The following is a 12,513-nucleotide window of genomic DNA, read 5'->3' as shown; positions in this document are numbered from 1 at the left end:
AATAGTGCGTAAGTCCTAATGTATATGGAATTATTTGCTTTCGTTATAGAGACGTTCTGCCTGTTCAAAGCGTGTTGTAATTTCAGCTGTTGGTGCTTTGCCGAGTAGACTCACAACTACAATCGCAATCCATGAACAGATAAAGCCTGGAATAATTTCATAGATACCGGCTGGTATAAAGCCAAGACCTGTTCCACCAATAGTATTTTTCCACAGAATCACCATACATGCACCAACGATCATACCTGCCAAAGCACCATTCAAGGTCATACGTTTCCAGAACAGAGACAGAATAATCAATGGACCAAAAGCAGCCCCAAAACCAGCCCAGGCATACGCTACCAGCCCCAGCACTTTAGATTCAGGATTACCAGCCATCCAGATTGCCAATAAAGCAATGAGAAGCACCATCAAACGACCGACCCAAACCAGTTCTTTTTGTGAGGCATTTTTACGCAGAAATGATTTATAGAAGTCTTCAGTCAATGTACTTGAACAAACCAGTAACTGACAACTCAATGTACTCATCACAGCAGCGAGAATGGCCGCCAGAACCACACCGGCAATCCATGGATTGAACAGGGTTTTAGTCAGTTCCATAAATACGGTTTCAGGATTGGCATTCACCACAGTAGCGATTTCCGGATGTTGCTGAAAGTAGGCAATACCAAAGAAACCTGCAGCTACTGCGCCACCTAGACAAAGTGTCATCCAGGTCATCCCGATACGACGTGCATTCGGAATCGACTTCACTGAATCGGCGGCCATAAAACGTACTAAAATATGCGGCTGACCAAAATAACCCAAACCCCATGCCATTAAGGACAGGATTGCGATGGTACTTAGATCACCGACCAGGTTCATGGCCTGTGGGCGTGCGGCTTCCAAAGCGAGCGTAACTTGTGACATATCTGAAAAAGTCAGAATGGTTACAATTGGTGTGAGGAGCAGGGCAAAGATCATCAGGGTTGCCTGAATGGTATCGGTCCAGCTGACTGCCAGGAAACCGCCGATAAATACATAACTGATGGTTGCAATCGCACTGATCCAGAGTGCCGTACTATAAGACATGTCGAACATGCTTTCGAATAGACGTGCCCCTGCCACCATGCCTGAAGCACAATAAATTGCAAAGAAAATCAGAATGACAAATGCAGAAACCACACGCAGTACTTTTTTCTGATCGTTAAAACGGTTCGAGAAATAGTCCGGTAGGGTCAGGGCATTGTGCTGGACTTCGGTATGGACCCGTAAACGGCCCGCAACCAACAGCCAGTTTAGCCATGCACCGATAATCAGACCAATCGCAATCCACATTTCAGACAGGCCTGAAAGATAAATTGCGCCCGGCAAGCCCATCAGCAGCCAGCCACTCATGTCGGAAGCCCCTGCAGAAAGTGCAGTTACGAAACTACCTAAACGTCGGCCCCCTAAGATGTAATCAGAAAAGTTGTTTGTCGCACGGTATGCCATCAGGCCAATCACGACCATGCCGACAATATAAAAAAGAAAGGTAATTAAGGTTGGATTTAGGGAGCTCATACGGTATCCATTTTTAAGTTGGACAGTAGATCGAAACAAGGATTTTGACAGATGCGAAAGACTTTAATCCGAAAGCTAAGCAACATCGAATCCAGAGGATTTCAAAAATAAACGCGAAATTTAACCATAAATTCACAATCTTTGCTGAGATTTTCTTATTTTAAAAGAAAAATAGGCAACCAATTGGCTGCCTATTGTGAAGTATCTCTGAAATTTAGTGACGTCCCATCACACCGCGAATGGTATTCAGCACATCGGCAGGCAAGACCACAGTCTTGGCATTTGGAGACTTGGCCATATCCTGCATGGCTTTGACATATTGTTCACCCAACAGATAAGCCACAGGAATTTCCTTATCGCCAATCGCTTGACTCACCATATCAATCGCACGCTGTGAAGATTCTGCCAGTACGACTTGTGCTTCTGCATCACGACGTGATGCTTCCAGACGACCATCAGCTTCCAGAATGGCGGCCTGTTTTTCACCGTCTGCTTTAGTGACAGTTGCACGACGTTGACGCTCTGCCGCTGCCTGTTCTTCCATCGCCGTCTGCATGGTTACAGAAGGTTTAATATCCTGAATTTCAACCGTCTTTAAGGTGATACCCCAATCTGAAATATCATCCGAAATACTGGACTTTAAACGCGCCTTGATATGATCACGTGAAGATAATGCATCATCCAGATCCATTTCACCCACGATTGAACGTAGTGACGTTTGTACCAGGTTCTGAATTGCCCATGAGTAGTTCTCAATCCCGTATACCGCTTTTTCTGGAGTTGTCAGGTTGATATAAGCTACCGCATTCATCAGCAAGACAGCGTTATCACGGGTAATTACTTCCTGAGAAGGAATATCCAGAACGATATCTTTGGTGGTGACTTTATAAGCCACTTCATCTACATAAGGAATGACAAAATTCAGGCCAGGATTGAGTGTGGTGTGATATTTACCCAGACGTTGCACGATCCATTTATAGCCTTGTGGAACAATCCGTACACCTTTAAAAATGGTAATCGCAATAAAGGCCAAGAACGCAATAACAATGATAGTGCCAGCAGACATAATTTATTCACCTTTTTCGTTTTGATATTGAGTGCTGTGGGGCTGTACAACCAGGTCATTTCCCAAGATATCGACAACACGGACACGATCTCCAACCTGAACTTTATCCAGAGCGCGGCAATCCCATTCATCCGAGCCTAAAACTGGCAGCGGAAAACGGACCCGGATCTGATCCTGTTCAAGATCGGTCTGAATCACCATGCCAATTTGGCCAATAGTGGCCTCACGCGACAAGCCGGCTTTGGTCTTGTCGATAGAAAGCGGCTTGATAAACTTAAACCAGAGCAAAGTACAAAGAACAGACAGGATGATCCAGGTCAGGATCTGGGTGGTCAGTCCCATCATCGGGAACATCCAGTACAGAATGCCGACCATAATGGCACCAATCCCGAACCAGAGGGCAGCAAAAGCGGGCAGGAGTAATTCTGAAAGAATAAGAAGTATTCCCAATACAAACCAGTGCCAAGGTTCAAGAACTAATTCCATATCGTGACCTATATTGCTAAGTATTTAATTAATCATCATCTTTATATGATTTACTTCCAATGTAGCAGATGCGGCAACAGATGAATATAAAAAATTTCTGATTAAAATTTTGCCGGTCGTGCAGGCTTGAATGCAGCCGGAGACTGCCTAAAATCACTGATGGCTTTTTCAATTGAACGGATTTTTAGTTGCGCGGCTTTTTCACCTTCGAGAATGGTCTCATTGCTGGCTTTTAAATCTAGCGTACCGATATGGCCTACTTTAGGCTGGATTACAATATTGGCCTGGCTGAGTTCTTCATTGATGCTTTGCTGACCCATGATATTAATCGTCTGGTCCAGTACGCCCCACATGTTGAGCGCTTTATTGCTGTCCGGACGTGCGGAAATATCTACGGCAATAACAATATCAGCTCCCATATCCTTAGCAGTTTTTACCGGAATCGGGCTAACCAGACCGCCATCGACATATTTTGTACCGCCAATTACAGCGGGTACAAAGACATTCGGAATACTGCAAGAGGCACGAACAGCTTGTCCGGCATTGCCTTTGATAAAGTCAGCTTTACGGCCATTGTCCAGACGGGTTGCCACCGCCGCGAAGCGAATCGGGAACTGTTCAATTGGTTTATTCGCGACATTTTTATTGACGAAATCCTGCAGTTTCTGTCCGGCAATAATTCCTTGGCGGTTCAGGGTTAAATCACGAATATCGGATTCTTTAAAGTTCAAGGCAATTTGCTGCAACTGATAAGGAGATTTGCCGCTGGCATATAGACTGCCTACGAAACTCCCGGCACTGGTTCCAGTAACAATCTTCGGTTTGATGCCATGCGATTCGAGGACTTTAAGTACCCCGATATGGGCAAAGCCTTTGGCACCGCCACCACCGAGAGCAATAGCTACCACAGGTTCACGAGCCTGAAGAGGAGTAGAGGGTGCTGGGGTTTTAGTAGCTTTATCACATGCTGCAAGGCTTAAGCCCAAGCAGCCAATCAGAGCATAACGGGCTAATTTCATTATAAAAAACTGGAGATTAAATCAACAAAATTCAGGCTATCACATCAAAAAAAGCCAGTTTTGCCTAGTCTTTTTTCAAAAGCTTTTGTAACGGCTTGGCGACCCAATCCGGATTTTTGGCCGAAAATTTACCTTCATAATGCTTATAGATCTGTTCCAGATCATATTCATAATCACCTGTCAGGTGATATACACCGAGGATATGAATGGTCTTGATGTCATAGTCAAAGGAAAACATTACGATCGGTAAATTGGCTGCCTTGGCAATGTGGTAGAAACCGCTGCGGATTTTTTCTGGCGCCTTGCGAGAACCTTCCGGTGCCATACCTACCCAGATCCGGTCTGTCTTATTAATTACGTCAACAATTTGTCGGGTGTGACCTTGCGGTGTATCGCGTACTACAGGAACTACACCGATCCATTCCAGAATGGGTTTAAGCGGAGTACGAAACAGGCTGTCTTTACCAAAAATCGTAATCTGAATACCCAGACCGAGTAGAGCATTAAAGCCTAAGCAGGCATCGATATTCGAGGTATGCGGGGAAATAATTGCCACTGCTTTAGGCAGGTTAGGAAATTCGCCTTTAAGCTGCCAGCCCTGAGCCAAAAATAGCTGTTTAAACAGGGTCTGGCTCAGTTTACCTCCGCGGGAGGGAACTAATGGAGGGAGTCTGGGGAAACGTGTTGTACTCATCGATGTCTCATCCTGAAACTTATTTTTCTTTATTTTTGATCATATTAGACTGTTGTAAAATCCGGATCATTGGCAAAATGTATAGCGATGATGGACGCTTTTAGCATTTTTACCTTAAGGACCTGCGCTGAATATGCAGAATACTTATATTTTATTGTTTTCCCTATATTGGGCACAGGGGCTTCCGGTCGGGTTTATGACCCATGCCTTACCGGTCATTCTGCGGGCTGAAGGCGTATCTCTGGCACATATTGGTAGCTTTGGCTTGCTCATGCTGCCATGGTCGATAAAAATCTTCTGGGCACCTTTAGTTGATCGACATGGATCAAAATCTCGAGGCCATTATCGAAGTTGGATTATCCCTTTGCAATGGCTTTCCGTCTCTGTACTGATTGGACTGTCCTTCTTGCCGATCCAAGCCTTAAACCAGCCGCTGTATCTGCTGATCTTTTTTATCACGTTGTTAGTGATGAATGGGATCGGTGCTACTCAGGATATTGCCACGGATGGACTGGCAGTCAATATTTTAAAAAATGAACAGCAACACTGGGGTAATACCTTTCAGGTGATTGGTTCCCGCTTGGGCTTTATTGTTGGAGGCGGGGCAATCCTGTGGTTACTCGACTTTTTGCATTGGCAGATGACCTTTTTACTGCTGGCAGTTCTGGTCTTTCTGAATACTTTACCGGTGTTATGGTTTAAAGAGCCGAATCACCAAAAGATGATTTCTTCATCATCTGAAAAATTAACTGCTCGGACTAGAATTAAAGCTTATTTTCAATATTTTTTAGCTGATTCTACCTTGGCGACATGGCTGCTGGTTTTACTAACCTTTAAAGTGGCGGATGGTCTGTCTGGGCCATTATTAAAACCTTTGATGGTCGATTTGGGACTGAGTTTTGGTCAGATTGGTATTTGTGTCACCATGCTCGGCGCTTTTGCAGCGTTGATTGGCGCAGGGCTAGCAGGCTGGTGTTTGAAATACTGGTCGCGCAGTTGGAGTTTAATGATTTTCTCTATTCTGAAAATACTTAGTCTAATCGCTTATGCTTGGCTGGCTGCACGATATGAAGCCCAGAACAAAGTAGAAAACTGGATCATTTATCTTATCAATGCTGTCGAGGATATGATATCGGCCATGCTCTTAGTCGTTATGTTGACCTTGGTGATGCAATACAGTCGCAAGCATCTGGCGGGGACTGATTTCACCTTTCAGGTCGCCTTGATGGCTACTATAAGCGGGGGACTTTATAGCCTGAGCGGGCTACTAGGGGATGCTTTAGGTTACCAAAACTATCTAAATTTGATCGTAATTATCGCGATTTTTTGCCTGATTCCTATTTTCCGATGGATGAAAGTAGCGAAAAATATTTAAAATCTCTTATGAATAAGTAAGTTAATTGACTCCCCACCTAAAGTATTAAAAAGAATATATAAATATTTTTTTAATAATTTTGTAATATAGGCGTCGTGTGTATTATTTGTAACAAAATAAGTTAAAGGATTTTTTAATGAAAACTAAGTTAGCAACAGCAATCGCACTCAGCCTTTTGGCGGGGACAACTTTTGCAGCACCAACTTTTTATGGTGAGATTGATGCCACAGTTGATTACTTACCGGAAGACAATGCTTCACCTGTGTCTGATCGTGACGTTATTGAACTGAATACTAATAATTCATTCTTGGGTTTAAAAGGTGAGGAGAAACTTACTGACCGTTTAAGTGGGCTTTATCAAGCTGAATTTACCTTTTATGTAGACAATGGTGGAAGCAATGATACATTCGTACCGCGTAATCTTTTAGTCGGCCTTAAAGATGAAAAGTTAGGTACAGTAAAACTAGGTAAAATCGATACGCCTGTAAAACAGCTTTCTTCAGTAGTTGATACTTTCAATAACTATGTTGCAAATAAAGCGGATATGGCAGGTATATTTACCGGTGAAAACCGTATTGATAATGTTGTCGTTTATGAAGCTCCTGGCTTTGCAGTCGGTGAAGGTAAACTAAAAGCAACTGCACTATTAGCTACAGGTGAGGCCGGTGGTATTAGCTCTTCTAAAGGCGGTGCTAAAGTTGCAGGCCGTGGCTTAGGTGATGCATGGTCAGCATCTTTAGTATATGACAGCAAAGCAGTTGTTTTAGGTCTTGGTTATGATAAAGCGATTCCATCAAACTTTGCTGGTGTAGGTATCTTAAACACACAAAATGGTGAAATTGGTGCAGCAAAAGCTTTGTTAGCTGCTGCTGATACAATTCGTGCGATTGGCCGAGTAAATGTAAATGATAACTTAGCCATTAAGGCGTTATTCCAAACATCTGATCTTGCAAAGGTCGAAGGTAATTCAAATGCAACTTCAGTGGCAAGTAATGGTATTGCTGTAAATGGTAATGATATTGATGATGCACAAGGCTGGCTAATTGGAGCAGAATATAAATTACCAAATGCTGATAAATGGACAGTAAAAGGCCAATATAGTCAAAACTCTACAAGCTTTACAAAAGCCAATGTTGCAGATTTTGAAGCCCAACAAATTCTTGTGGGTGCAGACTATGCATTCTCTAAACAAGTAAAAGCATACGGTTACACTGGTCTTTTAACACTTGAACAAGGTTCAGCTGAAACTAAACAACCAGTAGTTGGTACAGGTGTTGAATACAAATTCTAATTTAGATTTTGTACTCTAAGAAAAGGCGATGCTTTGGCATCGCCTTTTTTATGCTTAAAACAACAAAACTTAGCAATTTTAGGTCTAATCCTGAAAGTTCCCAGCTGTTACCATGACAGAAAATCCTCTATTCCTTTTTAAATTATGATCATTCAAGCTGTTCTATTCGATCTTGACAATACCTTGACGCACCGTGACCTGACGACACAGGCTTATAGCCGTTATCTGGCAAAATATTATGCTTCGGCACTAGCACAGGATGAACTTGGGAAAATTATCGAGATTGTGCGACGCATCGATAATGGCGGTTATCCGAAAAAGGAATTGCTGACTCATGGCAGTATTGGCGCTTCAGCTGCATATGCATTGTTGCAGGAATTATCTTGGTTAACTCCACCAGATCTAGAGGAGCTAGCGCAGTTCTGGTTTAGCCAGTTTGGACGTTTCGCTGTAGAGATGCCGCAAGCAGGGCAAGTATTAAAACAGCTTAAAACTGAAGGTTATCGCTTGGCCATTGTATCTAATGGCGGACATGATACCCGATTAAATACCATTCGCGGTTTAGGTATTGCAGATTATTTTGATGAGATTATCAGTTCAGGATTGGTCGGCTTTAATAAACCGCAACCGGAAATTTTCCAGATTACCGCAGAGCGTTTAGGCGTACAGCCAGAACAGTGTCTTTATATTGGTGATCATCCTGTTAATGATGTTCAAGGTGCAACAGCTGCAGGTATGCATGCTTTGTGGATGCAAGGTTTTCATCCGGATGCTACGCATATTCAATACAAGATTCAGCAACTACCAGAAATCTTTGACCATTTGCAGCGGCTTAAGCAGCTCTAAGTAATCCGGTGGCTATTCATGGCTTTTGCCCATTGGTGAGAGTGACAGCGCGGACACATCTGTTCCGCTTCTTTTAAATACTGGACTTGACCGCAATAGATACAGGCATAAAGCTCTTCTGGCTTGACTTCTTTGACTATGCAGCAGGATTTAGGGAAAAGCGGGAGCCCATGCCGAACATCATCTGGATGGAAATATAGAATACTGAATTTACCATCTGTTTCCAGTAAACCTAAGCGCACCTGACCCAAATGTTCAATGCCTTGCTGACGCATCTCAGCAAAGAATTCATCATGAGACATTTTGCCTTTTTTAATTTCATCAATGACCAGTAAACCATCTTCCACAATATGAATCGGTTTGCCTTCGAGCAGGTCTTCAAACCATTGAAATTTCATCATGAGCCAGGTGGTCAGACGATACAGGAAAATGATCACCGACATGATCAGCGCCGCCTGGATCAGGGGAAGATCTTCTGTAAACATCGGATCGCCGGCAATGGAACCCAAGGCAAGAATGATGGTGACTTCAAAGATCGAAAGTTGTCGTACCCCACGTTTACCTGTCAGCCGTAGAAACAGGATAATCATCGCGTACATCACTACACAGCGCAGCAAAATCTCTGTGGCAAACTCCCAGGTCGTATCATTTATAAATATGGTGGCCCAGTCCATTGTTATTATTCCAGATCACTCTTTGTTCCGAGTCTAGCAATCTCGGCTGTTATTCTACTGCTGTAATTGTGTAAGTTTTTGAATAAAAATAAATTATGTTTTTTGAATGTGATCGCTATAAGTAAAAGATATAGCGATTTTGAGAAAATAAGATAGATATTTCATGTAAATATTGATTGATTATTCAATAGATTAAATTTGAACCAGTTCACATTTTACTCTGTGTGACTTTTAATCAGCATAAATAATATCCTGCTGAAATATATCAAGATAAAATCTGAGCAATTTCCTTGGAATAATGAGAACTATTTAATGATTTGTAATCAAATAACTTGATGCTTATAAATTTCTGTATGTTGTGCCCTGAAAAATATAGCGATTAGATCAAGCTAAAAATCTGTTTTTTAAATTAAAAATACTGATTTTGACTTCCAAGAAAGGATGTATTGTGAAAAAGATATTCACGCTTTTAACGGTTATGAGCTTAAGTACAGCGGTATTTGCAGATGTAGACTGGAACTATACTCAGCCTGAACAATGGTCGACTCTAAACCAGAAATATTCAGCCTGTAATGGACTGAACCAGTCACCGATCAATATTGATCGAACAGTCAAAGCTGAATTGGAACCGCTCAAGTTTAGCTATAACACCATGATTCATGCGATTGAAAATAAGGGTCATACCGTTCAAGTAGACTTTGCTCAAGGCGGAGAATTGCAGCTGGATGGTGAAACTTTTGTGCTGAAACAGTTTCATCTGCATAGCCCAAGTGAGAACCTGATTAAGGGCAAGAGCTATCCTCTAGAGATTCATTTTGTCCATGCCAATGCTCAAGGGGAACTTGCTGTAGTGGCGATGATGTTTGAACAGGGCACAGAAAATCCGATGCTTAAACGTATGTGGAATCGCTTGCCGAAAAAGCAAGGTGAAAAAGTCGTCTTGAAGAACCCGCAACCTGTAAATGAGATGTTGCCTAAGAATCTGGATTATTATCGCTTTAGTGGTTCGCTGACCACACCACCATGTTCTGAAGGTGTGCGCTGGTTAATTCTGAAAGAAATCCAGCAAGCCTCTGCGACACAGATTTCAGAATTTTCCAAGTTAATGGGCCATCCAAATAACCGTCCAGTGCAGTCTTTAAATGGCCGTGTGGTACTGGAATAATAAAGAGCCGCGTGAAAAAAGCAGACTTAGTTCTGCTTTTTTTAATTCTGATACAAATTTCAATAGCCTAAGGTGAAAAGAACTTTGTGGCGAATGCTGAAAGAATTAATATAGATAAGATTTCCTTGGGTCTTTCTGCTGCCATGCTCTTTGACTTAAAAACTATAATCCAGCCATTCACAGCGCTTTCGCCACAGCAGAAGAAGCTGGATCGTTTAATTGATAAAATCGAACAGCAGAAGTTGGAGTTAAAACAATGGCAACAGGCTGAAGAAGACCTACAGCAATATACGCATAAAACTTTCATGCCGGTCTATCATGAATTGCATGGTGTTCTGTTTGAGCAGCTTGAACAGCTCTGGAAGCATTTACAGGAAACAGATTTCACCAAGGCCGAGTTGATAGTGCTGGATGAGAAGATTCAATACCTGGCAGATTATCTGCAAGATTCTCAGGCAATGTCAGCGCAAGAAATCAATAAGGTGAATGAAATCTTCGCCTATTATCAGCAACGCGCTGAACATGCCCAATTCAGGAAAAGCCAAAAAAAGACCAATGAACTAGAAAGATTCTCTAAGAATGAAAATGTCCCAGATCCGGCTGATGCTGAGGGATTTGAAGAATGGGCTTCTGATCATTTTCAGCAAATCCGCGAGCAGGCCAAACTAAAACGCCAGCAGGAAAAGCAGAAACAGGCAGCTGCAATGGCAGAGCAGTCAGTGAAATCTGTATATTCAAAGATTGCTGCCATCATTCACCCTGACCGTGAAGTGAATGATGTCAAAAAAATCAAGAAAACTGAATTATTGCAACGTGCCAATGAGGCTTATGCAGAGCAGGATCTGTTTACGTTACTGAGAATGCAACTGCAGATTGAACAAGATCAGGATGTTTCACAAAAAGGTTTAAGTGCAGAGCAACTCAAGTTTTATCAACTGGCTTTGGATGCACAAAGCCGGAAATTACAAGATCAGATCGATGCATTGATCAATCGACTGGTCTGGTCATCGAAAACCAAAATTGCAGTCAAAAAGGCGAAGGGTAAGGTTCACATTGCTGACCTGTATAAGCAAATTGATGAAGATACTTCAACTATCAAGCAGCAGATTAAAGTCGAAAAAGAACGCCTGATGTATATCAAAAAGGTGAGTGGTTTAGAGATGTTTTTAAGGCGTGGGATGCTTTAACTTAATTAGAATTACCTCTCCCTAACCCTCACTTGCGCTTCATTTTAAAGCAGTGCTTTAAAACTTGCTCAGGAGAGGGAACTTCATTGCGTATCAAATGATATATGGAGTTCTGATGGATTCACCCTCTCCCTTTGGGAGAGGGTCGGGGTGAGGGCATTTAAAATTTCTGTTATCCTCAATAAAATAATAAAAACAAAATCTCATGAACAAAAAGCTCGATCCTCAACTACTTATTTTCGCCAAATCCATGCGCCATTCCTCCACAAATGCAGAACAACTGATGTGGCAATTACTTCGTGCTAAACGATTTATGAATCTGAAATTTCGCAGACAGCATGTGATTGCACCGTATATTGCAGATTTTTACTGTCATGAAATTGGTTTGGTGATTGAGTTGGATGGTAGTCAGCATGGCACAGATGACGGTATTGAATACGATGCTGAACGAACCAAGTTTTTAGAGGCTTTGGGTTTAACTGTGGTTCGGTATTGGAATCATGATGTGTTGGGGCGGACGGATGTCGTGTTGGAGGATTTGTGGACGGTGTGTACTGAATTAAAAAATACCTCTCCCTAACCCTCTCCTAAAAGGAGAGGGAATATCCTTTACTGAATTAAAAAATCTTTATGCTTCAACAAGTAGAGCAGATAATGCTTGAACTTCTTTTAAGCGATTATTGATAAGAGCTTGAATATCTTGCTTAGACAATGTTTGGTTTGAATCGAGCAATTCGTCTGTGACTTCGATCGTTTTGAAACTCACGCTATCCCAATCACTGTAACTTTGAAAAAAGCGACTCAAATTACAGAACTCTATAGTTTTTGCACCTTTATCAGTTTTCTTAATTAGAAAATGATGATTAGGTTCAGCTGTTCTTTTGATCTGAATATGATCATCATAATTATCATAGAAAGGATGAACGAAAATATATTTATCAGATCCTTGCGGTAAGTTTTTAACATTAGTTTTTCGTGACTTATGTGGGTTCTTATTTCCTTTTGCAGAATTGCATTCAACACAACTCACAATCAAGTTTTCTGGTTCAAACAGAAATTTGCTGTAAAGTGATTTGGGTAAAATATGATCTATATCCCAATATCTGCCATGTTGAGATGGGATCTGATGCTTACAATAGAAACATACGTTGGCAGAGTAAAACTTGAA

The 12,513-nt window shown here is 41.9% G+C and carries 13 protein-coding genes; 6 read left to right on the top strand and 7 right to left on the bottom strand.

Going from position 1 to position 12,513, the window contains the following annotated elements:
- Positions 1–30: 30 nt before the first annotated feature.
- The 5 genes from putP to B3143_RS07015 all read right to left on the bottom strand — a co-directional run bounded on the left by putP (position 31) and on the right by B3143_RS07015 (position 4,807).
- Positions 31–1,542: a sodium/proline symporter PutP gene (putP, locus tag B3143_RS07035; RefSeq protein ID WP_286739952.1), complete on the bottom strand. Its 1,512-nt coding sequence runs from the start codon at positions 1,540–1,542 to the stop codon at positions 31–33.
- Between the two features lie 214 nt (positions 1,543–1,756).
- Positions 1,757–2,608 (bottom strand): SPFH domain-containing protein, encoded by an 852-nt coding sequence (locus B3143_RS07030; RefSeq protein WP_262736107.1) that lies wholly within the window; start codon positions 2,606–2,608, stop codon positions 1,757–1,759.
- A 3-nt stretch (positions 2,609–2,611) separates the two neighbouring features.
- Entirely contained in the window at positions 2,612–3,094 is a 483-nt protein-coding gene (locus B3143_RS07025; RefSeq protein ID WP_004783073.1) for an NfeD family protein, read from the bottom strand.
- 101 nt (positions 3,095–3,195) lie between these two features.
- A complete protein-coding gene (locus B3143_RS07020; protein WP_180033980.1) occupies positions 3,196–4,113 on the bottom strand; it encodes a patatin-like phospholipase family protein in 918 nt (305 codons plus the stop codon).
- A 64-nt stretch (positions 4,114–4,177) separates the two neighbouring features.
- On the bottom strand, positions 4,178–4,807 hold the full coding sequence (locus B3143_RS07015) for a 1-acyl-sn-glycerol-3-phosphate acyltransferase (protein WP_262736106.1): 630 nt from the start codon (positions 4,805–4,807) through the stop codon (positions 4,178–4,180).
- Positions 4,808–4,940: 133 nt separating this feature from the next.
- Here B3143_RS07015 and B3143_RS07010 point away from each other — a divergent pair, with 133 nt between their 5' ends.
- The 3 genes from B3143_RS07010 (at position 4,941) to B3143_RS07000 (ending at position 8,319) form a co-directional block, all read left to right on the top strand.
- Positions 4,941–6,182 (top strand): MFS transporter, encoded by a 1,242-nt coding sequence (locus B3143_RS07010; protein WP_262736105.1) that lies wholly within the window; start codon positions 4,941–4,943, stop codon positions 6,180–6,182.
- A gap of 136 nt (positions 6,183–6,318) precedes the next feature.
- A complete protein-coding gene (locus B3143_RS07005; RefSeq protein WP_286739949.1) occupies positions 6,319–7,473 on the top strand; it encodes a porin in 1,155 nt (384 codons plus the stop codon).
- Between the two features lie 144 nt (positions 7,474–7,617).
- A complete protein-coding gene (locus B3143_RS07000) occupies positions 7,618–8,319 on the top strand; it encodes an HAD family hydrolase (RefSeq protein WP_262736103.1) in 702 nt (233 codons plus the stop codon).
- Here B3143_RS07000 and B3143_RS06995 read toward each other — a convergent pair.
- The gene (locus B3143_RS06995; protein ID WP_262736102.1) at positions 8,316–8,993 is read right to left on the bottom strand and encodes a DUF421 domain-containing protein; all 678 of its coding nucleotides are present in this window, start codon (positions 8,991–8,993) and stop codon (positions 8,316–8,318) included. The genes B3143_RS07000 and B3143_RS06995 overlap by 4 nt on opposite strands.
- Before the next feature lie 478 nt (positions 8,994–9,471).
- Between B3143_RS06995 and B3143_RS06990 the strand changes: the two genes are divergently transcribed.
- The 3 genes from B3143_RS06990 to B3143_RS06980 all read left to right on the top strand — a co-directional run bounded on the left by B3143_RS06990 (position 9,472) and on the right by B3143_RS06980 (position 11,925).
- A complete protein-coding gene (locus B3143_RS06990; RefSeq protein ID WP_262736112.1) occupies positions 9,472–10,158 on the top strand; it encodes a carbonic anhydrase in 687 nt (228 codons plus the stop codon).
- 143 nt (positions 10,159–10,301) lie between these two features.
- Positions 10,302–11,345 carry a molecular chaperone DnaJ gene (locus tag B3143_RS06985; protein ID WP_262736111.1) on the top strand — a complete coding sequence of 348 codons (1,044 nt, stop codon included), beginning with the start codon at positions 10,302–10,304 and terminating at the stop codon, positions 11,343–11,345.
- A gap of 205 nt (positions 11,346–11,550) precedes the next feature.
- Positions 11,551–11,925, top strand: coding sequence for an endonuclease domain-containing protein (locus B3143_RS06980; protein WP_262736101.1), 375 nt, complete (start codon positions 11,551–11,553; stop codon positions 11,923–11,925).
- Between the two features lie 48 nt (positions 11,926–11,973).
- Here B3143_RS06980 and B3143_RS06975 read toward each other — a convergent pair.
- Positions 11,974–12,513 (bottom strand): HNH endonuclease (locus B3143_RS06975; RefSeq protein WP_286739946.1); only part of this gene is annotated, 540 nt, incomplete at its 5' end.

This window comes from Acinetobacter sp. UBA1496 (assembly GCF_002324975.1).
Classification (GTDB): domain Bacteria; phylum Pseudomonadota; class Gammaproteobacteria; order Pseudomonadales; family Moraxellaceae; genus Acinetobacter; species Acinetobacter variabilis.
Note: the sequence above shows the minus strand (reverse complement) of the source record. Positions and strands in the feature narration are given on the sequence as shown.